A 23,027-nucleotide genomic window follows, 5' to 3' on the forward strand; every position below is an offset into this window, starting at 1 on the left:
GCGACCGCCTCCCGAACCGACCTCGGCATCCCGCCGGGTTTTACCCGCACTACACAAGTGAGAAGCATGCCTGCACCAGACACCTTCTGGACTTATCTCGGCGCGGTCGCCACTTACCTGGCCGTGCTGGTGGTCCCGGGCGGCATCATCGGGAGGGCCGCGGGAGTGCGCGGCTGGGCCCTGGCCGGACTAGCGCCGCTGCTCAGCTACTCCGTCACCGGCCTTGGCGGGCCGTGGCTGGCAGCCGTCGGCCTTCACTACAACGTCCTGACCGCCTCGGCGTGCACGCTGCTGCTGGCCGGGATCGCGTGGGGGATCCGCAGGCTGTGCCTCGTGCGCGGCTGGATCAAGCCCGGCGCGGAGGAGCCCCCGGTCGTCTGGAGCACGCGTGCGCACTGGTCGGTCGCCGCGTGCGTCGTGGTGGCGACCGCGCTGTCGATCGCCGTGGTGCTGTCCGCGCGCGGCGGGACGACGGCGGTCTTCCAGCGCTGGGACACCGTCTATCACGCGAACGGCATCCGCTACATCGCCGACACCGGCGACGGCTCGCTCATAGGGATGAGCAAGGTCAACTGGTATCCGGACGGCTCGTTCTACCCGAACGGCTATCACCTGGTCGCCGCGCTGGTCTACCAGATCTCCGGGACGAGCATCCCGGTCACGCTGAACGCCGTGACCATGCCGGTCGCGGGCATCTTCGCGCTGTCGATGGTCGCTTTGGTCCGCCAGATGGGCGGCCGTGCGGTCTTCGCGGGCTGCGCGGCTCTCATCGCCGCCGCGGCCACCACGGGCGCGTACGAGTCAGTGTCGAGCGGCTTGCTGCCGTACGCGCTGGGCGTGGTTCTGACGCCGCTCATGGTGGTCTCGCTGCAACGCTTTCTCGTGCGTCCGGGCGTCGACACCGGCATAGTGCTCGCGCTAACCGTGGACGGCCTGCTTGTCGCGCATTCGAGTGCACTATTCGGCGGCACGCTCTTTGCGGCGCCACTGGTGCTGCAGCGCTGGTATCGGTCGCTTCGCGGGCTTCAGGTGGACGGTGTGCCCGAGGGACGCAACGGGCTGCGCGTGATCGGCGGCGACATCGTGCGCACAGTGCCGGTCATGGTGATCGGGCTCGCGCTCGCCGCACTGCAGATCCTGGGCGCGATCGGCTTCACCAACGGCGCGTACCCATACCAGCCGTGGAATTCGGACCTGCCGGTCATGTCGGCGCTGAACATGCTCGCCACGTTCCAGCAGGTGCTGCACAAACCGCAGCTCTGGCTCACCGTGCTGCTCGTGGTCGGCGTGCTGAGCTTCCGCTCGCTCGGCAGGCTGCGCTGGCTGATGGTGTCCGCGATCGGGCTGTCCGGGCTGTTCGTGCTGGTCACGTCCTACGGCGCGTCGCCGCTGGTGATCTCGCTGTCGCGGCCGTGGTGGAACGACCGGTTCCGGCTGATGGCGCTGGCCGCGATCCCGCTGTGCCTGCTCGCCGGGCACGGCATGGCGGAACTGCAGCGCTGGATCGCCCAGCTGATCCGCTCGGTCAGCTGGGCGAAGGCGCGGCCGAAGGTGGTGTCCCGGCTCGGAGTCGCGGCGGCGGCGGTCGTCGTGGCCCTGACCGCGGTGCTGACCGGCGGTTTCTACCGGACCGCGAACGCCACTGCGGTGTCGTTCCTGTACTACAACGGGCCGGAGGGCGAGGTCACGCCGCCGGTCAGCCCGGACGAGATCGCGGCCATGGACTTCCTCGGCCGGATGGGCATCCCGTCGGACCAGAAGGTGCTGAACGACCGCCTCGACGGCACCGCGTGGATGTACGCGCTGACCGGCGTGCACCCGGTGGCGGGCCACTACGACGGCGGCGGCCCGATCTCGCCGGACGCGAAGTACCTGGCGCTGCACTTCCGCGATTACGACCTTGACCTGCGCGTTCGAGAGGCGGTGCGGCGGCTGAAAGTGCACCACGTGCTCGTGGGCAGCGGCTCGATCGCGAGGGACGCGCCGATCTCCCCCGGTCTGCGCGACCTCCGGGGCAGCGATTTCCTGCGCCTCGTGTACGACAATCCCGGCGCGCAGATCTACACGATCATCAAGTAAGTCCTCGGGACCGCGGCCTCCCCGGCCGCGGTCCCGAGTTCTTATTCGGCCTTGAGGCCCGGAAGCACTTCTTCGACGACCTTTTCCAGCACCGACTCGTGCCCCTCGTACGGCCCGCTCGAACGCGGCCAGTGCGCGATAACGTCGGTGAAGCCCAGCTCACGGGCCCTTTCGGTGGCCTCGCGGAACGCCGCGACGCTGCTGAGCGAGAACACCGGAGCCGCGTCGAGGCTCAGGTGCCGCTGGATGCCCGCCGGCTCGCGACCGGCCGCTTCGAGCCGCTGGTCGAACGTGCGGACCAGCTCCTCGATGCCGGTCCACCATTCGTCGAGGGTGGAGCCGCCGCGACCGGTGGTGACCCAGCCCGCCCCGAACCGCGCGGCCAGCGTCATGGTGCGCGGGCCGTTGGCCGCGACCAGGAACGGCAGCCGAGGCCGCTGCACCGTGCCGGGCAGATTCCGCGCGCCGCGTGCGGAGTAGTACTCGCCGGAGAAGTCGAAGTTGTCGGTCATCAGCAGCCCGTCGAGGGCCTCCACGAACTCGGTGAACCGGTCGACCCGCTGCCGCGCGGTCAGCTCCGGCGCGGCGAGCACCTGCGCGTCGTAGCGCGAACTGTCCACGCCCGCGCCGACGCCCAGCACGAAACGCCCGTCGGACACGTCGTCCAGGGTGATCAGCTCGCGCGCGAACGGCACGGGATGCCGCGCGACCGGCGAGGCGACGAAGGTGCCCAGCCGGATCGTGGAGGTGACCATGGCCGCCGCGGTGAGGGTGGGCACGGCGGAGAACCACGGGCCGTCGACCAGCGATCGCCAGCCCAGATGGTCGTAGGTCCACGCGTGGTCGAAGCCGTACTCCTCGGCCGCGCGCCATTTCGGCTCGGCCGCCCACCAGCGGTCTTCAGGAAGAATTACGATGCCTGCTCGCACGAGGCCGACCGTAACGTCCAGCACTGACATTCGCTCGAACGGGCGGCGACCGGGAGAATGGGACGCGTGGAGAAACCCCGGTTGATCGCGTCCGATGTCGACGGCACCCTGCTCGGCCCCAGCGAAAAAGTGACGCCGCGCACGGTGGCGGTCGTCCAGCGGGTCCTGGCCGACGACGTGCCGTTCGTGCTGAGCACCGGACGTCCGCCGCGCTGGATCGCGCCGATCGCCGGGCCGCTCGGGCTGACCGGGTACGCGGTGTGCGCCAACGGCGCCGTGCTGCTGGACATCGGAGCCGATTCGGTGGTCGCGGTGCACGGCGAACTCGAGCCGGTCCTGCTGCACGACCTGGCCTCCGCGCTCGACAAGGCACTGCCCGGCTGCCGGCTGGCCGCGGAACGGGTCGGCACCGGATCGGTGGACCACGAACTGCGCAATTTCGTGATCGAGCCGGAGTACCACAACCCGTGGGGCGACGAGGAGAGCCGGATCGCGCCGCGCGCCGAGGTGCTCGGGAAAACCGCGATCAAGCTGCTGGTCAGCCGTCGGGGGATGACGTCGGAGGAAATGGCCGAGGCGGTGAACGCGGTGCTCGACGGCGCGGTGGACGTCACGTACTCGTCCACCGGCGGGCTGATCGAACTGTCCGCGCACGGCGTGACCAAGGCGACCGGGCTCGCGGACATCGCCGAACGCTTCGACGTGCCCCAGTCGGCGGTGATCGCCTTCGGCGACATGCCCAACGACGTCGAGATGCTGCAGTGGGCCGGGCACGGCGTCGCGATGGCCAACGGACACCCGAAGGTGCTGGCGGTGGCGGACGAGGTGACGGGACCGGCTGCGGAGGACGGGGTGGCGCAGGTGCTGGAGCGCTGGTTCTAAGCGCTCCAATGCCGGTTTCTCAGTAGCGCGCGGGGGTTCTCGGGCCCGGCGTGGCGCCCCGCGAGTCCGAGGTACGTGAGGGGAACCCTGAGGGAATCAGATTCCCTCAGGGTTCCCCTCACGTACCTTCGCAGGAACGCAGCAACAGCCCGCCTCGCCAGGCGACGCCCGCATCCCCCGGGAGCACCGCCACAACAAATCCGTCGCACACCCCGCTGCTGAGAACACCCCAACGTGGCATTGGGTGCATCCGACGCACCCAAAGTGGCATTCGGTGCGTTCAGCGCACCCAAAGTGGCATTGGGGCACGAGCAGCGCTCACGAGCGACGGTCGAGTGCCGCAGCTTCCTCCGGTGTCGGCGCGCTGCCGCCAAGATGCGCGGGCATCCACCAGCGCTCAGCGTCGCTCTCCGGGGCCTCCGGGTACTCCGCCTGCGCTTTCTCCAGCAGCTCCGACATCCGGGCGCGCAGGTCCGTCGTCAGCGCCTCGCACGAGTCGTCCGGGCCGGGGCGCATCGGCTCGCCGATCACCACCGAAATCGGCACGTGCCGGTGGGTCAGGTCCTTCGGGCGGCCCTTCGTCCAGAGCCGCTGCGTGCCCCACAGCGCCATCGGGATCACCGGAACACCAGCCTCGGCGGCCATCCGCACCGCGCCGGTCTTGATGTCCTTCACGGTGAACGACCGGCTGATCGTGGCCTCCGGGAAAACGCCGACGACCTCGCCCGCGCGCAGCCGGGCCACCGCCTCGTCGTAGGACGCCTGCCCGGCGGCGCGGTCCACCGGGATGTGGTGCATGCCGCGCATCAGCGGACCGGCGACCGGGTTGCTGAAGATTTCCTGCTTGGCCATGAACCGCACCAGCCGCTTCGCCGGACGGGCGCCGAGGCCGCAGTAGATGAAGTCCAGGTAGCTGACGTGCGTGCAGGCGAGCACCGCACCGCCGCGGGCGGGCACGTGCTCGGCGCCGGTCACCCGGAGGCGGTTGTCGAGCAGCCGGAACATCAGCCGCGCGGCGACCAGGACGGGCGGGTACACGAAGTCAGCCATGCGCCAAGGCTACGGGACCGTAGGTTTCTCGCCGGTAGGTCGCGCGGGTCGGCTCCGCCACACTTCAGGGGCAGGACACGTAGTGGAAGTCGGGGGCGCGGTCGAGTTCGTCGACGAGCCGGCTCGCGTCGTCGGCGCGCGGGTAGACCGAGATCCAGAACGGCGTCCCGGTGCGCCGGAAGGTCGCGACGCGGTACCAGGCGGGCAGGTCGTCGGCACAATCCTGGCGGCTGGCGTATCCCGAACGGCCGGGCACGGCGAGCGTCGAGCGTTCCGCGTCGAGCCCGACCACCAGCACCCGCGAACCGGCGCGGCTCGCCAGCAGCCCCGGCGATCCGGCGCTCACGACGGACCCCGGCGGCAGGTAGCGAGCGAGCCAGTCCCCGACCTCAGCCAGTTGCGCTCCCTGCGTACTCCACGCCCGCACGCGCTCCAGCACCTCGGGGCTGAGCACGGAGACCGCCACCGCGACCCCGGTCAGCGCCGCGGTGACCGCCGGAACCGCTCGGGAAACCGCCCGCGGCCTCGGCACCGGAGTCAGAACGCCGCATCCGGCCACCGCGGCGACCGCCAGCAACGGCGGTACCGGCACGAGCAGCCGCCACGAGAGGCCCGGATCCTCCTCGAAGAGCACCACGAACGCGGTGTGCCCGACGGCGAGCGCCAGCAGCAGCCACAACGCGGGCCGGGCTTCCGCCGCGCGTCCCCGGTTCGCCACCAATCCCGCCACGACCACGGCCGGGACGAGAAAACCCAAGTGCGCCAAGGCGAAGCCGCCCAGGTACGACCAATCAGGGCCCGGCGGCAGGCTCGGGTCGGGCACGAACCGGTCGTAATAGGTGATCCGCCAAGCCGTCCACGGAGCCAGGAAAACCAGCGCGCCCAGCACAAAACCGACCGGCGCCCACCAGGTGTGCCGCCCGCGGGCCGCCGCGAAAACGAGCCACGCCGTGCCGACGACCGCGAGCACGAGCCCTTCCGGTCGCGTCATCACCGCGCTGGCCACGAGCACTCCGGCGACCAACGGCCGGCCCGCCACCAACGCGTACGAGACACACAGCACGAGCAACGCGAACATCGGCAGCTCAGTGCCGGAAAGCCCGTACACCGCGAGCCCATTCGCGCCCGCGGTCAGCAACGCCGCCGCGACGCCGACCGCTCGCCGGGGCTCGACCCCGTCCGGCAACGCGAGCGCGGCAATGCGGTTGGCGAGGAAATACGCCATAACCACGCACGCCAACGCGGCCGCGCCGCTCAATACGACGGCTGCGGACGGCACTTCCGCACCGAATGCGCCGCGCGGCAAGGCGATCACGACGAGCCAGAGGAAATTCGCGTACGTTTCGCTGCGATCGCCAGTGTTGAAAACAGGCCCAACGCCGTCAGCGATGTTCTGCGCGTACCGGAAACTGACGTACGCGTCCTCGGTGGCAGTGGCGAACAACAGCTGATGCGACAGCGAAAACGCGAGTACGAGAAGGAGAACCCCGACGCGCCACCGCCGGTCGTGTCCGATCCGCCGCCAAGCGGCGACGACCAGCGCGGCCAGCGCCAGCCATCCCCCCACGACCGCGTAAACCACGCGCCCCCAGCCTCCCGCGCCCCTCACCCGTCCGGCCGACCCCTGGCGGACCGCTCCTCACCAGTTCCAGTCAAGCGCGCGGCCGCGCTCCGCCGACATCAGCCGTTCGGGTGTATATGGGTGCCCGCTAGTCTGGGCCTCGATTCCAATCCGCCACGGCGGGGGCCGGCGGATGTCCCGTGACCTGAGGAAGACTGTGCCGAGCGAACCCACCCTGCTCTCCGTGGCAGCCAGCATTGCCTGCTGCCTGCTCGTGCTCGGAATCCCCGGGCTCATCACCGGCGTCGCCGCCGGTCTGCGCGGCTGGCTGCTCGCCGGTCTGACGCCGCTGCTGAGCTACGCCATCGCCGGCCTCGCGGGTCCGTGGACGGCGGCGATCGGGCTGCCCTTCAATGCCTGGACCTTGGCACTGACCACGGTGATCTTCGCGGCTGTCGCGTTCGGACTCCGGCGGCTGACCGTCCGCCGGTGGCCGCACGAGCCGGAACCGCGGGCCTGGGAACCGCGGGCGAACTGGGCGGTCGGCGCGTGTGTCGTCCTCGCCACCGCGATCGGGTTCTACACCGCGGTTCATGGCATGGGTCACCTCGGCGCGATCGCCCAGGGCGGCGACGCGCCGTACGCGGCCAACGGCATCCGCTACATCGCCGAAAGCGGCGACGGCAGCCTCTTCGGCATGAGCAAGCTGAACTGGTACGGCGACGGTTCACCGCCCTTCTACCCCAACGCCTACCACCTGCTCGCCTCCGTGCAGTACACGATCAGCGGCGGCTCGATCCCGCTGACCCTCGACGTGAACACTGCGCTGCTGCCCGGGTTGCTGGCGCTTTCGCTCGCGGTGATGGTGCGGGCGTTCCGCGGCCGCGCCGTGCTGGCCGGGGCCGTCGCGCTCGCGTCAGCCGCGCCGGTGATGGGCCTCTACGAGTCGATGAACCGCGGGCCGCTGTTCCCGTTCCTGGTGGGCATCGCGCTCACCCCGCTGGCCGCCGTGGTGCTGCGCCGCTACCTCGACCGGGTCGCGCTGGACACCGGTTTCGTGCTGATGCTCGGGGCGATCGGCCTGCTGTGCGTCCACTCGTCCGCGTTGTTCGGCGCGATCCTGTTCGCCGGGCCGCTGCTGGTGCAGCGCTGGATCGAGCGGTGGCGTTCGATCGGCAAGGACCTGCTGGCACTGCTGCCGATCGCGGCGGTGTCGGTGCTCGTGGCGTCGATGCAGTTGTTCGGCGCACTGGGACAGGCAAGCAGCTGGGGCTACCTCGGCTGGCCGAGCGAATGGCGGGCGACGACCGCACTCGGCGCGCTGCTCGGATTCCAGCACTTCGAACCGCATCCGCAGATCTGGCTGTCGGCGGCGCTGCTCGTCGGTTTCATCTTCTTCCGCCGACTCGGCGGCTTGCGCTGGATCGGCCTGACCGCGCTGATCACCGGCCTGTTCTACATGGCGGTGGCGTCCTCGGACTCGCCGCTGGTCATGGCCCTGTCGCGGCCGTGGTGGGACGACCCGTACCGGTTCATCACGATGGCGATCGTGCCGCTGTCGTTCATCGCGGGCCACGGCGTCGCCGCGCTGCACGAATGGCTGAAGGAACGGCTGCCCTCACGTGTTCCGCCAGCCGCGCTCGCCGCGGTGGTGCTGCTGGCCTTTGTCGGCGTCACGAAGGGCCTCTACACCCGCACCAACAGCGAAGTGATCGCCGGCGGTTACCACAGCCCGGACCCGCGCAACCAGAACATCACGCCCGGCGAGGAACGCGCGATGGTGGAACTGGGCAAGCTGGCGAAGCCCGGCCAGTGGGCGATGAACGACCGCTACGACGGCACGCCTTGGACCTACGCGCTCGCTGGTGTCCGCACCGTCGCCGCCCACGACGACGGCTCCAACCCGCCTTCGGACGCGGTGCTGCTCGCCGCCCACTTCCGCGACTACGAAACGAACCCGGCGGTCCGCGCCGCGGTTGAGCGGCTCAACGTCCACTGGGTGATCCTCGGCCGCCCGGCCGCACCGCCGAAGCCCGCGTACGCGAATGAAGGGCTGATCGGACTGGACGGGCTTCCGTTCCTCAAGGAGGTCTACCGCAATGAGGACGCGGTGATTTATCAGCTGAATCGCTGAGGTTATTTGATTCCAGCGGCAGGGTTTTTCGGAATCCTGCCGCTGTTTCATGCAGGATAGACAGTCTGGTCAATCGAAAAAGATTGACTCGCGAGGCAGCCGAAATTGCGCCGTTCACCGGCAGCGTGCTCGCCTCGCTCCCGGCAAGTCATGCTCGGACGCACTGATCGATCCGTCGCGAGTCATCACCTCGAAGAGGCGTCTGACTGCCGCCGACGGAAAACGTCGCGCTGGCGAAACTGGAGAAGCCCGCCACTGGAATCACGCCGGATTCGGCCGCACCGCAACCGAATGGGTCCCGTCCGACCGGCCATCGCGTCGTTCTCGGTCTCGTCGGTGAACGCCACCGATATATCGATCACGTCCGCCGACGGCGCGGAAAAAGCAGGAGGCCGCCCGGGTTCGGGCGGCCTCCTCCATTTCAGTACTGCAGGACCACTCAAGTCCGCCCCGAACCCGGTCAGGACGAGGGCGGGGCCTGGCCGGTGTAATCCCGGTTGGCGTACGGGGGATCCCGGTGCCAGCCAGGCTGATCGGCAGTGGTCTTTCGGACGTCGTACCCGTCGACCGGATACCGGTAATCGACCTCGAGCAGCAGACCGGAAAGCTCCGGGTCGTTGATCAGCCGCGACGGCAGTTCACGGTAGGCGGCGACCTTGGTCATCGGGGCGAACGCGCCGCCGTGCGGCTTGGCAATGCGCGTGAGATCGCCGTCGAAGCGGTACGGACCCGGTGCTACGACGACGGTCGCCGGTGGTTCGAGCAGGCCGTCGGCGAGCTGGGGAAGCCGCGCGCACGGGAACCAGAAGGAAATGGGCCAGTCCACCAGTGTCGGTCCATCCTGCTCCGCGAGGACCTGGCTGAGCGGCCGGTCGGCGCCCTCGCCGTCGACCCGGATGGCGTCGGCCGCACCGCACGTCGAACCGGTCACCGAATGGAGATTGGCCGAGACCGTGGACCAGGCTCCCCGGTTGTGCTGGTTCACCGCGGCCTTGGCGAGCAGACCTGCGGTGAGCGGAGGCATCAGCAGGACGGAAAGCCCGGCGATGGCAACCGCGGTCCAGCCGATCCAGCGCACCGGGCTCGGAGCGGCGTCGCGCGCCCGGCCGAAGTACCGGCGGATGATCAGCATGATCACACCCGCTGCCGCCACACCGGCCACCAAAATCAGCGCTGGGTTGGCGAGGAGGCCGTGCAGGAGTTTCTTGTTCAGCTCGGGCATCCCCAGCCGGTCATAGGCCCACCACGAGTTGATGCCGCTGAACGAGACGCTGGTCAGCAGCAGGACGAGGAACAACGCGCTGAGCCGGACGACCCAGCCGACGTGCTCGCGGGCGAACGCGCGGGGAAGCCCGGACAGGCCGAAGGCCAGGACCAGCACGGTGAAGAACGCGAGCGCGAAGAAATGCGAACCGATCTTCGTGGGAGTGAACACCAGCGACGCGAGGCCGAGTCCGTACCAGGCGAACGGCCAGCCGAACGGGCCGGAGAAAGTGCTCCCGCCCCGGTGCCGCAGCCGCAACGCCAGCACGATCACCGTCAGCCCGATGGACAACAGGACGGGAAGCCTGCGCATGGGGTGCTGCTCGAACAGGAACTCGTCGGAGATGCCGCCGCCCAGCAGCATCTGGTACCGGTTGAATTCGTGGTACCAGCTCAGGTCCGCGCCGTACCAATAGCGCGCACCAGCGGAGTCGAGGAAGCCGCCGAGACCCGTGTCCTGGAAAGCGATCGGCACCGCGACGGTCATAGCGGCCAGAGCGAGGACGACCAGGGCGACCCGGTCACGCACGCCGGTCAGCCGGCGGCACGTTTGCACGAGGCCGATCGCGAGCGGGATCACCGCGAGAAAGCCGGTGGACGTGACGGTGAACGCCAGCCCCGCCGCCACCGCGCCGACGAGAAGCCAAGCAGGAGCGTTCGTCAAATGCGCTCGAACGGCGGCATAACCGCTCACCGCTACGCACAACGCCACGAACGGCTCAGGCCGGAGCCCCGCGCCGCCGGGCATCCAGGCGACGAAGAACGCGGCGGCGAGCAGCCAATGCGGCACTCGCGGCCGGTCGGTGTAGCGGCGCACAAGCCGCACGATGCCGAGCACCAGCGCCCAGATCGCGATGCCGGCGAGCATCGCCGGGATCCGAACCCACAGCGGTGCCCAGGAGAAGTGGAAGAGCGGAGCGAACAAGTACTGCAGTCCTACCGCGGGAGTTTCCGCCGCGTTGAAGGACATGTAGTAGTCACCGGCGTACCCGGCGGCATCGAAGTTCCGGTGCATGCCGAGGAACCAGCCGTCGTCCACGCTTTGCGGACCGAGAATTCCCCACGCCGCGACCCCGGCCGCGACCAGCCCGGTCCAGACCAGATCGGCCACGCGCCGCCTGCCCGCGTTGACCTCGCGGGGCCGCTCGCGTGTGCCGAAGAATCGGAATCCGGCGATCAGGCAGGCGAGGATTCCCAGCGCGCAGCCGATCATGAGGATCAGCTTGAGCGGAGTGGGCGAGGTCTGGAATCGCGCGTCAGCCTGCGCGTGCGCCGAGACCGCACCCGCCTGCTCGGGCGGCAGGTCCGTAACGAACGCGACGACCTGCGGCACCAGAGCGTCGATCCTCGTCAGTTCCCGGGTCTGAGAACCGTCGGCCACCGAAACCACTAACTGCTGGTCTTCGGCGTGCACCCGGTAGGAACAGCCCGTGGACGGTGCCTTTCCCAGCGCGTGTTCGCGGTCGGCGACCGAAAGGAACAACTGCTGGTCGCGCACTACGAGCGACATCCCCCACTGGCGCGCACCGTCCGCGTCCGGCGGGAAAGTAGAGAACGCCGTGACGGGGGCCGATCCCGCGGCCGTCGACACCGCCGAACAGGACAGCGAGACATCCAGCTGCAACGGCCGGTAGGGCATGAACATCGCGACCGTGGACGCGGCCGGTTGCCCAGCCTTCGGCCAGCTCACGTCGACCTGGTCGGACCGCACTGGTGCGAGCGGTATGGCCAGCGCGAGCGCGATCGTCACTGCGCCAAGCGTCAGCAAGAATCGCCAGGAAGACATCCACGGTCTTCGCTTCGCATACTTTTTCCGCAAGATTGTCAAGGAAAAACAACCAATCAGTTCATCACGATGTTGAAAACGTATTCCGGTGCCGAACGCGGGCGCAGCTGAGCCCGTGCGATTTACGGTTCGCCCACGGCTTTGAGGGCACCCCGCTGCTCCAGGGCACACCTCAGCCAAAGATTTGCCCCCCACAGAGATCATCCGCGGGATTCCGGATTTCGTTACTCAAACACGAGCAGCTTGCTCACCGTGCATACAAAAAGGGAGGCCGCCCGAGTACGGGCGGCCTCCCTTTCCTTAAGCCTCAATCAGGCAGCGTCAGCAACTTCCGTACGCCGAGCCGCAATCTTCGCCGCCAGCGCAGCAAACCCAGCCGTCAGCAAATCGGCCACCGTGAACATCACTCGTGAAGCCACCGCGAACGCCGTCGCCTGGCCGACCGTCAGGCCGCTCGCCGTCAGCACCGCTACCTGGGCGACCTCGCGGACCCCGACACCGCTGGGCAGGATGAACGCGAACGTGCCGACCGTCATCGCGACTGCCATCGCGCCGATGCACAGGATCAGGCCGTTGAAGCCGGGGGCGCCGACCGAGTTCGCCAGCAGCCACAGGTGCACGCCCTGGAACACCCAGGCGCCCATGGACGCGCCGAATGCCTTCAGCACCACGCCCCAGCCGAGCGGTTCGGCCAGCGGCGGGCGGCGCAGGATCTTCAGGACCAGCGACGTGCCCCAGGTCAGGATGCGCGGGTGCAGCAGCGCGAGGCCGACCGGGATCAGGACGAACAGCCACATCGCGCGCGGGCTGTTGCTGAACAGCGCCGGGGCCGCGAGCAGCGACACGACCAGCGCGGACACCACGCCGAGGCCGAGCTGGATCAGCGAGCCGGTGAAGATCCGGGCGCGCGCCAGACCTGCTTTGCGGCCCAGTTCCATCTGCAGCAGGTACGCCCACACCGAACCGGGCACGTACTTGCCGAGCGAGCCGACCAGGCAGATCTGCGCGCCGCGGGCGTAGCCGACCGGCTTGCCGCCGAGGTGGTCGACCAAGACCTGCCAGCCCCACACGGACACGAGAATCGACACCATCAGCGCCACAAGGCTGAGCACCGACGACTGCCAGGCGACGTCCGCCAGCGTGTGCCAGAACTCGTCCCAGTTGGACGCCAGGCTCTTCGCCGCGAAGCCGATCACCAGGAGAATGGCGACCCAGCGCACGACGTCGAGCACCCGCGCCTTGGTGGACTTGCGGGCTTTTCCGGTGGTCGGGGCGTCCTCAGTGGACGGGGCGTCGTCCCCCGGGCTCTGCGTACGAACGGTCGTCACTGCCTCTCAGCTCCTCAGGCCTGCACCGTGACCAGGCGGCTGAACTCGGACAGCAGATCGTAGCCGTCCCAGACCCCGGCGAACGTGAGGGCCGAGCCGAAGGGCACGACCCGGTCCACCCCGCGTCCGGCGAGCGCCGTCACGAATCCGGTCAGTTCCTCGCGGGTGAACCCGAACTGGCTCACCGTCTGGTCTTTGCGTTGCACAATCGGCACCAGCTCGTCCAGCGACGCCACCGAGGCGTTCGCGAACGTGCCCGCGCCCAGCCATTCGCGCGGCATCACCGCGGCGTCGGCCAGCTCGAGCGTCGCCAGCGCGTTGCCGTCGAAGCGGATCGACGACACGAGACCGTCGACCGCCGCGCCGTACGCCGACACTCGCTTCTGCACGGCCATCGCCGGCTCGGTGACGTGCTGTTTCGCCACCAGCACCTGAGCGAGCAGCTCGCGGAACTCCTGTCCGGCGGCCCGCGCGCCCGAAGAATCGCCGACCCAGAACACCGCGCGCGGCGACGAGCAGGCGGCCTGGTCGAACCAATACGAGTCGTTGTAGAAACCCTCGGCGGCGGCCTTGCGCTGCTCCGGCGCGGCTTCCTGCCAGCCGCGCACCGACGCGATCGCGAACGACGAGCGGTCCGGGAACGTGAGGTCGCGCGCGTGCGGGGCCAGCGGGTATTTCCGCAGCGCGGCCACGGAAGCGTCGCCGCCCCAGATCACCCGCAGGTCCGCGGCCAGCGACAACGCGCCGCTGACCTCGTCGCTGCGGTCGTAGGTGACCATGCGCTGGGTGGCCCGGATGGTGGCCGCGGTTTCCGGCGACACGTCTTCGAGCGCCGCGTTCAGCGCTTCCAGCACGGCCTCGGCGGCACCGGCCGAGCGCGAGGACACGCGCACGACGTTGCTGTTGCCCGCCAGCGCCGACAGCGCCCAGGAATACACGAAAATGGTGTCCACATTGGCCGGTGGCACGTGGAAAACCAGGCCGCGCGGGAACCGCAGCGAGTCACCGCTGGTTTCCAAAGTGGACAGTGACTTGGCGAGTTCTCCCTTGCGCAGGAAGAAACCCAGCGAGGCCAGCTCCGGGAAGCGACGTGCCAACGCGGGCGCGAGCAGCTTGCGCGCGAACTTGGTGACGAACTCGACCACTCGCGGATCGCCGACGGTCAGCCGGCCGCCGGACGGTTCCTCGCGCAGTTCGTCCAGCAGCGCGTCGACCGAAACCGATTCGCCCAGCGGAAAACGCTGCTCCAACGCACTCATGCGGCCGCTCCGGTGAACGTGTCCGAGCATCCGCGAGCCTCGGCCTTCGGCAGCCTGCCCAGCACCGAGAAGTGCTTGCCCGGCCAGTCGCCGTCGTCGATTCCGTTGTAGACGCCCAGATCCTCGGTGAGCAGCACGTGTCCCGGATACGATCGCGGCAGCGTGCTCACCACCTCGATGACGCCCGGCTTGCCGACCGGCTGCTCTTCCCAGGTCTCCGGGTCGCGGATCACGACGTCGGCGAAATCGGGGCAGTACAACGAGTTCCCGGACGGGCCTTCGAGGAACACGGTGCCGATCTGCTCGATCATCCCGTAGTAGTTGTGGATCCGGGTGAGGCCCGTGTCCTCGGCGAACCGGCGGCGGAACTCGCTGTTGTCGACCGCGCGGTCGATCAGCTTCTTCCAGCCGCCGGAGTGGATGAGGATGCCGTTCGACAGGTCGAGCTTGTGCTCGCGAGCGACCTCGTACAGGTACTGCCACACCATGAAGGTGAAGCCGAAGATCAGGAACGGCCGGTCCCCGTACTCGGCGAGGAACTTCCGCACGGCCTCGACGTCCGGCTTGTCGTTCTCGTCCAGCACGTAGGTGTGCTTGCGGCCGAAGTTCGCCATGCCGAGCACGCCCGCGCCGCGCGCGGAGAACGACCGGCGGTTCTTGATGATGCCGATGGTGTCGACCATCAGCATCGGCAGCCGCTCGCCGCCCAGCACCTCCTGCAGGGTGGCGCCGAGCTGCTTCGTCTGCGCGGCCGCCGCTTCCTTGTCGAGGTAAATCCGCGACGCACCGGCCCCGGTGGTTCCTGAAGAGGTGAGGGTTTTGAAGACCTCGGCGTCCGGAATGGACTTCAGGTCGTGCGTCTTGAACATCCGCACCGGCAGCCACGGCAGGTCGGCGATCGAGCCGAACGACGCGTCCGGCGCGAAACCGAGCGAGGACAGGATGCGCTCGTACCCGGGCGAGTTCGCCCGGTGGTGCGCGGTCAGCTCCGCGAGCTCGGGGAGCAGCGCCGCCTCCCGCTCCGCCTGCGAGCGCGTGAACACACTCATACCCGTCCCTCCAGCGACCGGTAGTCGATCTTGCCGCTGGCCAGCAGCGGCACCGTGTCGATCGGACGCACGTCGAACCCGCTGGCGTGCAGGTGCAACCGCTCCGCCAGCGCCCGGGACGCGTCCTTGCAGATCGCCTTCGCGCCGTCGCCCTCGGGCAGTTCGGCGAACAGCACGACCTTGTCGCCCGCCGCCACCGCGGCCACCACGTCGATGCCCACCGCGGCCGTGCGCACGGCCTGCTCCAGGTCGTCCAGGCTGACCCGGTTGCCGAACACCTTGCCGATCCGCTTGAGCCTGCCGGTGATGTACAGGTACCCCTCGTCGTCGAGGTACCCGAGATCCCCGGTGGCCAGCGTTCCGCCGTATTCGTCGCCCGCGCTCAGCCCGGCTTCGTCCTCGGCATAACCCATCATCACGTTGGGTCCACGGTAAAGGACCTCACCGACAATTTTGGGATGCGTGGTTTCCTCGCCGTCGTCGCGGCGGATGGCGAACGCGCCGCCGGGCAGCGCCGGACCGGCCGAGCCGATCTTGTCCGCGAGCCGCTCCGCGGGCACCGTGGTCATCCGCGGCGACGCCTCGGTCTGGCCGTACATGACGTACATCCGGCCGCCGACCGCGAGCATCTTGTCGTTGAATTCGGCGACCAGTTCGTCCCGCAGTTTCCCGCCCGCCTGGGTGAGAGTGCGCAGAGTCGGATACTTGGCCGGATCGAACTTGAGCCGACGCAGCATTTCGTAGTGATAAGGCACGCCGGACAGCGAAGTCACGCCGTGTTCCTTCACCGCGTCCCAGAATCCGCGACCCAAAACGCCAGACTGTTCGATAACCACAGTCGCACCGCGCAAGAGATGCGAATTCAGCACCGAAAGCCCGTAGCTGTAATGCAACGGCAGACAGGTCGGCGCGACCTCGTCCGCGTCGATTTCGAGCACCTGCGCGATGGCCTCGGCGTTGGCCAGCAGCCCTTCGCGAGACAGCCGGACAAGCTTCGGATTGCCGGTGGATCCGCTGGTCGGCAGCAGCACGGCCAGGTCGGGATGCGGCTCGACGCCGTCGGCGGAGTCGCGCACCCAGTCGGAGCCGCGGGTGGTGTACCCGGACGGAGCGTCGCCGGACGCGGCGAGCACGGCGGCCGGGCGGAACCGCTCGACCAGCCCGGTCAGCACGTCGGCGTCCAAAGCCGGGTCGATCAGGGCGATCGCCCGGCCGCCCTCGAACGCGCCCAAGTAGGTCAGCACGCTGTCGAGGTCGACCGACATCCGCGCGAAAACGACACCCACCGGCAGCTTGGCCAGCGCGTCCGTCTTCCGGCTGACCTCGGCCGACAGTTCCGCGTCGTCCAGCGTGCGGCCCCCGGCCACGTCGACCAGCCGGGAACCCGCACCCACCAGAGTCACAGCACCAAGCCTCCGTCGATCCCCAGAACCTGCCCGGTCACGAACGACGCCTCGTCGCTCGCCAGGAACCGGATCACCGCCGCGACCTCCGCGGCCTGGCCGAGACGGCCGAGCGGGGTCTTGGCGACGTTCGAGGCGCGGGCGTCCTCGCTCAGGCTTTCGGTGAGGGCGGTTTCGATCACGCCGGGCGCGACCGCGTTGACCCGGATGCCGGAGCGGCCGAGTTCCTTCGCCGCCGAGCGCGCGATGTTCGCCACTGCCGCCTTCGAGGCCGCGTAGACCGTCTGGCCCGCGCTGCCGCATTCGCCGACCACCGAGGCCAGCACCACGATCGCGCCGGTCTTCTTGCGCATCATGGCTCGCGCGGCCGCCTGCACGGTGTGCAGGGTGCCGGCGACGTTCGTAGACAGCGTGCGGTCTACGTCGTCCGGGCGGATCATGCCGAGCAGGCCGCCCTCCATGATCCCGGCGTTGGCGACCGCGATGTCCAGCTTGCCGTGCTCCTTGGTCACTTCCTTGACCAGCGCGGCGACGGCCTTCGCGTCCGTGATGTCGAGCGCGCGGCCGCTGACCGAGGGCCCGACCGAAGCGGCGGCTTCCTTGGCGGCGGTCTCGTCGCGGCCGGTGAGCACCACGGTGGCCCCGGCCTCGGCGAGCGCGCGGACGGTGGCCAGGCCGATGCCCCTGGTACCACCGGTGACCAGGGCGACCTTGCCCTCGAACGTGCTCACGCCTTCTCCTGCAGCTCCTTGACCATGTCCACGGCCACCTTGAAGCTGCTCATGTCGATGACCTGGTCGGTGTCGAATTCGATCTCGAACTCGTCCTCGATCGCCGCGATGAGCGCCATGTGGCCGACCGAGTCCCACGCCTCGATGTCGCGGTACTTCAGGTTCTCGACGTCGACCCCGTCGTCGAGCTGGAGAGCGTCGATGAAGACTTCCTTCAGCTTGTCCTGCACAGCCATGTCTACCCGGCACTTCCTTCTCGAATGGGGCTGGTGACCACTATCGACGGTACCAACCATGGGGTTTCAGCCCGCGCGTGCGGGCAGCAGTTCACGGAGCGTCCCGAGATAGCGGTCCGCACCTTCGGGACGGAACTTCAGCGAGTCGTTGCGCACGACCACGCTGAGCACGCCCGCGGCGTGCGCGGCCTCCACGTCGTGGAAGGTGTCGCCGACGAGCACCGCTTCCTCCGGGGCCGCGCCGAAATGCCGAAGCACCGCGGTCACGCCTTCGGGATCCGGCTTGAGCCGGCGGACGTCCTCCCGCCCTATGACGTGCAGGCCCCTGGCGAGGTTGCCCAGCGCGTCCTCGACGCACAGCCGTGAGTTCCTCGTCACCACCGCGAGCTGGTAGCTGGAGGGCAGCTCCGCCAGCAGTTCGCGCGCGCCTTCGGTGAATTCGCCCTGCGCCACGGAGGCGCGTTCGAACCGCGTCACGACGTCGAGCCGGGCGGTGTCGCCTTCGTCGAGCCAGCGCTGGAAGAGCTCGCCGAGCTTGTCCTCAGCGGACAGTCCCAGCTCGGCGCGCAGGCCCCCGAAGTCGACCGGCAGCCGGAAGAGCGTGCCGTCGAAGTCGAAGGCCAGCACCTTCCGCCCGGTCAGATCCGCTTCGAGGCCCATTCGCCTTCCTTGACCAGCTTGTAGCCCATGTCGATCATGCGGACCCAATACAGGTCGTCCGGCAGCGGGTTGTAGACCTCGGGGCGCTCGGGCAGCTCGTTGCCGAGGCCGAGCTGGACGTACATGTCGGGCATGTTCAGCCCGGCGTGCGCGAAGAAGTTGCTGGTGGTGAAGAAGCGGCCGACGTTGATCTCGGTGACCATCGGCACCCCGGCGGCGTTCTCCTTCATGTCCACGCAGAACACGCCGTGCGGCTTGTCGGACACCGCGCGCACCGCGGACTCGCCGATCTTGTTCACGTCGTCGCGGTTGACCGTCTTGGCCACCGACGGCGACGAGCTCTGCCCGCTCGGGGTCAGGTTGCCGAAGATGTATTCGATGCGGGAACGCGCCTGCGAGGTGATCAGCTCGCCCTCGTGCCACAGGCTCTGCCACGCGAACTCCTCGCCCGGGAGGTATTCGCTGGCCATGAAGTCGCCGTAGTCGAGGCCGCGGAAACCGCGCCAGTAGTCGATCCAGGCGTCGCCCTGGTAGAAGGAGTTGATCGGGAGGCTGCCCCGGGAGCCGGCACCGCGGATGGCGCGCAGCCAGACCCGCGGGTTGATCTTCAGCAGCTCCTCGAGCCCGCCCTTGAGGTCGTCCGGCGAGTCGATCTTGATGGCCTCCGGCACCGAGACGCCGTTCGCCTTCATGTGCGCGTTGAACGCCATCTTGTCGTGGCACAACGCGATCGCGCGCGCGTCCGGCAGGAACGTCGGCGCGTTCAGCTTGTCGCGGTTCTCCGCGAGGTAGCCGACCTCGACGTCCGGCTGCGGGTGCACGAAATCGATGCGCTCGGCTTCGATGACGCGGTTGATCGCGTCGGCGTACCCGGGGTCGCTGACCGGCGGGACCAGGTATTTGGCCTCGACGTCGAGAAGTTCGAGGTGGAAGGGCTTCACGTCAGTGCCGACGACCTCGTAGTCGTTTCCGGCGACCGCGAGCGCGTCCCGGAAGTTGTAGGCGGCGGATCCGCCGGCGCCGGTGATGAGGATGCGTGCGCTGCTCATTCGCGTGTTCTCAGCCTTACCTGTTCAGTTCCCGCCGGAGCCGGGACGGTAGCCGGAAGCCCACTTGTGGTCGGCGAGTATCGTGACGCCCGCGTCTGTGCTGACTGCACCGAACTCGGGGCTCGTGCCATGCCGAGGCACGACTGTACCGGACGCGCCGAAAGTGCCCGCCGAGAGCGAGAGACTGCAGATGATCCCCATTACCGTGGTCGACGTCCGTGCTGCGGAGGACCTGGTCGTCGAAGTGCTGCGATCCGGCGCTATCGCCCAGGGCCCGATGGTCAAACGTTTCGAGGACGCGTTCGCGCACGTCTCCGGGACCAAACACGCCATCGCCGTGAACAACGGGACGACCGCGCTGGTCGCGTCACTGCAGGCACTCGACCTGCAGCCCGGCGACGAGGTCGTGACCTCGCCGTTCACCTTCGTCGCGACGCTGAACGCGATCCTGGAAGCGGGCGCGACCGTGCGGTTCGCCGACATCCGCCGCGACGATTTCGCGATCGACCCGGACGCCGTCGCGGCCGCCGTCGGCCCGCGCACCAAGGTGCTGATGCCGGTGCACCTGTACGGGCAGACCGCCGACATGGGCAAGCTCGCGCCGCTGGCCGCGGAGCACGGGCTGCACGTGGTCGAGGATTCCGCGCAGGCCGTCGGCGCCTCGTTCGAAGGCCGCAAGGCCGGTTCGTACGGCATCGGCTGCTTCTCGCTGTACGCGACGAAGAACGTGACCACCGCCGAGGGCGGCGTGATCACCACGGACGACGACGCGCTCGCCGACAAGCTGCGCGTGATGCGCAACCAGGGCATGAAGGCCCGCTATCAGTACGAGATGGCCGGCCACAACTACCGGATGACCGACCTGCACGCCGCCGTCGGCATCCCGCAGCTGGAGAAGCTCGACCAGCTCACCGCGGCCCGGCAGGCCAACGCGAAGCGGCTGTCCGAGGGCCTCGCCGGCACGCCGGGCCTCGAGGTGCCGCAGGTGCTGCCCGGCCGCGAACACGTGTGGCACCAGTACACGGTGCTGGTCGGACCGCACGCGATGCTCTCGCGCGAGGAGTTCGCCTCCGCGCTGACCGAACGCGGCATCGGCAACGGGATCTACTACCCGAAGATCGTCTTCGACTACGAGTGCTACCGCGGGCACCCGCTGATCCCGGACGCCCGCGTCGAAGACTTCCCGGTGGCCGGAGCCGTTGCCGCGCAGGCGCTTTCGCTGCCGGTGCATCCGCACCTGACCGAGTCCGAGCTTGACCAGATCATCGAGACTGTTCGCGAGGTACTCGGCGCATGACGCACCGCATCGCACTCGTCGGCACCGGCAACATGGGCTCGCTGCACGCGCGCGTCCTGTCGCAGAACGACCGGGTGGACCTGGCCCGCGTGATCGACCCGCGCGAGGAAGCGGGCCGCGCGGTCGCCGACCGCTACGAAACCCAGTGGACGCCGGAAATCGGCTCACTGTCCGATGTGGACGCTGTGGTGCTCGCCTCGGCCACCGAGGTGCATTACGAGCTGGCACAGGAGATTCTCGGCCAGGGCAAGCCCATGCTGGTCGAGAAGCCGGTGTGCAACAGCCTCGAGTTCTCGCAGGAAATCGTTGCCCTGTCGGCAAAGAAGGACGTCCCGCTGATGTGCGGGCTCCTGGAGCGCTACAACCCGGCCGTGATGACCGCGCGGGCGCTGGTGAACGAACCGGTGCACCTGATGGCGCGCCGGCACGGCCCGTACGCGCCGCGGATCAAGACCGGCGTCGCGTGGGACCTGCTGGTGCACGACGTCGACCTGGCGATCCAGTTCTTCGGCGGGGCGACGCCGGGCCGGGTCACCTCCAGCGCGGGGTATTTCCACCCGCAGTCGGTCACCGGGGCCGAGGACACCATCGAGACGGTGCTGTCGTTCCCCACCGGCCTGGCCACGGTGTCGGCTTCGCGGCTGGCTCAGCGCAAGGTCCGGTCGCTGATGGTGTCCGAGCTGGACCGCATGGTGGAGATCGACCTGCTGCGCCGCGACGTGACGATCTACCGGCACGTCTCGCACGATTCGGTCACTCCCGACGGTCTCGGCTACCGGCAGCAGACCGTGATCGAGATCCCGGAATTGGTCACCGCGCGCGAGCCGCTGGCGACCCAGCTGGACCGGTTCGTGGATCTGCTGGAGGGCAAGGTCGACGCGGACGTCGAGCGCGCGCTGATCCTGCCGTCGCACGAGGTTGTGGCGCAGGTTCTGGCCGAGGCCGCCTGATTATTTGGTGAGGCGTTTGCCGTCCGCGGAGTAGGCGACCAGCGGGGTCGCCCGCTCGGCGGACGGCACGTCGTCCTGGTCGAACCAGAACACGACCACCTCGGGATCCTCGCTCCAGCGCGCCGTGTGCGCCGGGATCGTGCGACCGTCCACTGTGGTCTCGATGCGGGCGGCCGGTCCGCTGAAGTAGCCGTACACCGGCACCCAGATGTCCGCGACGGTCGTGCCGCCTGACGTGGCGTGGAAGCCGAACGAGCGGTCCTTGCCGTCGGATTCGTTGGCGAGGTAGAGCGGACGCAGGTTTCCGTCCGGCTCGTACAGGCTGGCCATCACTCCGAATTGGACAGTCGGCAGGTTGTCCGGGTCGTCGATTTCCGTTGCGTAGAAGACAAGTTCCGCGCCGTCGGTGTAGGTGCCGGTGGAGATCACTTCGCCGAGCGGCCTCTCCGCGGATGTCGGTGCCGGGACCGGTGTCGACGAAGCCACACTCGTCACGATCGGCGGTGATGCCGACGCCGCGTGCACCTGTTCCGGCGCGCTGCCCGGCGAACGGAGCCAAGCCGCACCGAACACCACGGCGACCACAGCCACCGCCGCGCCGGAGGAAGTCAGAAACCGCCGCCTGCGCCGAATCCGGCCGCCCTCTTTGATGATCCGGTCGAGATCGGGCTCGGCAAAGGGTTCCGCGGGCGCTTCCTGAAGCGCGGCGCGCAACCGGTCGAGTTCGTCGGTCACGCGCTCACCTCCCCGACGAGCGCATCGCCATCGACACGCAACTTCGCGAGCGCGCGCGAATTGGTGCTCTTGACCGTGCCGACGGACACGCCCAATTCCTCGGCGACTTGGTGTTCCGGCAAATCAAAGAAATGCCGGAGCACGACGACCGCGCGTTCCCGGGCGGTGAGCCGGGCCAATGCGTCGGAAAGCCATTCCCGATCCGCGACGGCGTGCGAGATGTCGGGAACCTTCGGCGGTTCCGGCATCTCCTCGGTGGCGTATTCGCGGATCGGGCGGCGCCAGATGTCGATGACGTGATTGGCCAGCACGCGGCGGGCGTAGGCGTAGGGATTCTTCCGCCGGACCCGAGGCCAGGCCGCGTATGTGCGAGTGAAGGCGGTCTGCGCGGCGTCCTCGGCTTGGTGACGGTCGCCGGTGAGCAGGTAGGCGGCGTGCGTGAGCCTCGCGGAACAGGACCGCACGAAGTCGGCGAACTCGTCGTCCCCGCGCACGCTCCCACCCCTGATTCCCGGTCTCGGCCTTACTGACCAGGTTACGGGGGCGGGAGACGTGCGTCGATGTAATGGCTGGTCAGTCTTGTCTCAATGGCGACGCATGGTGTTCAGGGAGGTGCTTGGGGTCAGCGTTGGGCTCGCGGGTCAAT

The 23,027-nt window shown here is 68.8% G+C and carries 19 protein-coding genes; 5 read left to right on the plus strand and 14 right to left on the minus strand.

From position 1 onward, the window contains the following. The first annotated feature begins 66 nt into the window (after window positions 1–66). On the plus strand, window positions 67–2,079 hold the full coding sequence (locus tag AB5I40_RS25600) for a DUF6541 family protein (RefSeq protein ID WP_370932576.1): 2,013 nt from the start codon (window positions 67–69) through the stop codon (window positions 2,077–2,079). 41 nt (window positions 2,080–2,120) lie between these two features. On the opposite strand, the gene AB5I40_RS25605 is transcribed toward AB5I40_RS25600, so the two are convergent. After that, on the minus strand, window positions 2,121–3,008 hold the full coding sequence (locus AB5I40_RS25605) for an LLM class flavin-dependent oxidoreductase (protein WP_370932577.1): 888 nt from the start codon (window positions 3,006–3,008) through the stop codon (window positions 2,121–2,123). Window positions 3,009–3,065: 57 nt separating this feature from the next. Here AB5I40_RS25605 and AB5I40_RS25610 point away from each other — a divergent pair, with 57 nt between their 5' ends. Continuing rightward, complete coding sequence (locus AB5I40_RS25610) at window positions 3,066–3,890, plus strand: HAD family hydrolase (protein ID WP_370932578.1); 825 nt, start codon at window positions 3,066–3,068, stop codon at window positions 3,888–3,890. A 318-nt stretch (window positions 3,891–4,208) separates the two neighbouring features. On the opposite strand, the gene AB5I40_RS25615 is transcribed toward AB5I40_RS25610, so the two are convergent. Together AB5I40_RS25615 and AB5I40_RS25620 are read right to left on the minus strand one after the other, a co-directional pair. After that, window positions 4,209–4,940, minus strand: a complete 732-nt coding sequence (locus AB5I40_RS25615) for a lysophospholipid acyltransferase family protein (protein WP_370932579.1) — start codon at window positions 4,938–4,940, stop codon at window positions 4,209–4,211. A gap of 64 nt (window positions 4,941–5,004) precedes the next feature. After that, window positions 5,005–6,522, minus strand: a complete 1,518-nt coding sequence (locus AB5I40_RS25620) for a hypothetical protein (RefSeq protein ID WP_370932580.1) — start codon at window positions 6,520–6,522, stop codon at window positions 5,005–5,007. Window positions 6,523–6,745: 223 nt separating this feature from the next. Here AB5I40_RS25620 and AB5I40_RS25625 point away from each other — a divergent pair, with 223 nt between their 5' ends. Further along, window positions 6,746–8,635: a DUF6541 family protein gene (locus AB5I40_RS25625; protein WP_370932581.1), complete on the plus strand. Its 1,890-nt coding sequence runs from the start codon at window positions 6,746–6,748 to the stop codon at window positions 8,633–8,635. Window positions 8,636–9,095: 460 nt separating this feature from the next. Here the strand turns inward: AB5I40_RS25625 and AB5I40_RS25630 are convergent, their stop codons facing one another. The 9 genes from AB5I40_RS25630 to AB5I40_RS25670 all read right to left on the minus strand — a co-directional run bounded on the left by AB5I40_RS25630 (window position 9,096) and on the right by AB5I40_RS25670 (window position 19,399). Continuing rightward, the gene (locus tag AB5I40_RS25630) at window positions 9,096–11,648 is read right to left on the minus strand and encodes an arabinosyltransferase domain-containing protein (protein WP_370932582.1); all 2,553 of its coding nucleotides are present in this window, start codon (window positions 11,646–11,648) and stop codon (window positions 9,096–9,098) included. Window positions 11,649–11,995: 347 nt separating this feature from the next. After that, window positions 11,996–13,012, minus strand: coding sequence for a YbhN family protein (locus AB5I40_RS25635; RefSeq protein WP_370932583.1), 1,017 nt, complete (start codon window positions 13,010–13,012; stop codon window positions 11,996–11,998). 14 nt (window positions 13,013–13,026) lie between these two features. Beyond that, window positions 13,027–14,271, minus strand: a complete 1,245-nt coding sequence (locus tag AB5I40_RS25640) for an acyl-CoA reductase (RefSeq protein ID WP_370932584.1) — start codon at window positions 14,269–14,271, stop codon at window positions 13,027–13,029. Next, entirely contained in the window at window positions 14,268–15,320 is a 1,053-nt protein-coding gene (locus AB5I40_RS25645; RefSeq protein WP_370932585.1) for an acyl-protein synthetase, read from the minus strand. The genes AB5I40_RS25640 and AB5I40_RS25645 overlap by 4 nt, the downstream gene beginning before the upstream one ends. After that, window positions 15,317–16,723 carry an AMP-binding protein gene (locus AB5I40_RS25650; RefSeq protein ID WP_370932586.1) on the minus strand — a complete coding sequence of 469 codons (1,407 nt, stop codon included), beginning with the start codon at window positions 16,721–16,723 and terminating at the stop codon, window positions 15,317–15,319. The genes AB5I40_RS25645 and AB5I40_RS25650 overlap by 4 nt, the downstream gene beginning before the upstream one ends. Then, on the minus strand, window positions 16,720–17,454 hold the full coding sequence (locus AB5I40_RS25655) for an SDR family NAD(P)-dependent oxidoreductase (RefSeq protein WP_370932587.1): 735 nt from the start codon (window positions 17,452–17,454) through the stop codon (window positions 16,720–16,722). The genes AB5I40_RS25650 and AB5I40_RS25655 overlap by 4 nt, the downstream gene beginning before the upstream one ends. Then, window positions 17,451–17,690 carry an acyl carrier protein gene (locus tag AB5I40_RS25660; RefSeq protein WP_344281790.1) on the minus strand — a complete coding sequence of 80 codons (240 nt, stop codon included), beginning with the start codon at window positions 17,688–17,690 and terminating at the stop codon, window positions 17,451–17,453. The genes AB5I40_RS25655 and AB5I40_RS25660 overlap by 4 nt, the downstream gene beginning before the upstream one ends. A gap of 66 nt (window positions 17,691–17,756) precedes the next feature. Next, on the minus strand, window positions 17,757–18,350 hold the full coding sequence (locus tag AB5I40_RS25665) for an HAD family hydrolase (RefSeq protein WP_370932588.1): 594 nt from the start codon (window positions 18,348–18,350) through the stop codon (window positions 17,757–17,759). Further along, window positions 18,329–19,399, minus strand: a complete 1,071-nt coding sequence (locus AB5I40_RS25670; RefSeq protein WP_370932589.1) for a hypothetical protein — start codon at window positions 19,397–19,399, stop codon at window positions 18,329–18,331. Before AB5I40_RS25670 ends, AB5I40_RS25665 begins: the two co-directional genes overlap by 22 nt. A 190-nt stretch (window positions 19,400–19,589) precedes the next feature. Between AB5I40_RS25670 and AB5I40_RS25675 the strand changes: the two genes are divergently transcribed. Together AB5I40_RS25675 and AB5I40_RS25680 are read left to right on the plus strand one after the other, a co-directional pair. Further along, a complete protein-coding gene (locus AB5I40_RS25675; protein WP_344281799.1) occupies window positions 19,590–20,696 on the plus strand; it encodes a DegT/DnrJ/EryC1/StrS family aminotransferase in 1,107 nt (368 codons plus the stop codon). Beyond that, window positions 20,693–21,646: a Gfo/Idh/MocA family protein gene (locus tag AB5I40_RS25680; RefSeq protein ID WP_370932590.1), complete on the plus strand. Its 954-nt coding sequence runs from the start codon at window positions 20,693–20,695 to the stop codon at window positions 21,644–21,646. The genes AB5I40_RS25675 and AB5I40_RS25680 overlap by 4 nt, the downstream gene beginning before the upstream one ends. On the opposite strand, the gene AB5I40_RS25685 is transcribed toward AB5I40_RS25680, so the two are convergent. Both AB5I40_RS25685 and AB5I40_RS25690 read right to left on the minus strand, forming a co-directional pair. Next, window positions 21,647–22,381 (minus strand): hypothetical protein, encoded by a 735-nt coding sequence (locus AB5I40_RS25685; protein WP_370932591.1) that lies wholly within the window; start codon window positions 22,379–22,381, stop codon window positions 21,647–21,649. Next, complete coding sequence (locus AB5I40_RS25690) at window positions 22,378–22,875, minus strand: SigE family RNA polymerase sigma factor (RefSeq protein ID WP_370932592.1); 498 nt, start codon at window positions 22,873–22,875, stop codon at window positions 22,378–22,380. Before AB5I40_RS25690 ends, AB5I40_RS25685 begins: the two co-directional genes overlap by 4 nt. Window positions 22,876–23,027 lie beyond the last annotated feature (152 nt).

Origin of the sequence: Amycolatopsis sp. cg13 (genome assembly GCF_041346965.1) — a bacterium.
GTDB lineage: Bacteria > Actinomycetota > Actinomycetes > Mycobacteriales > Pseudonocardiaceae > Amycolatopsis.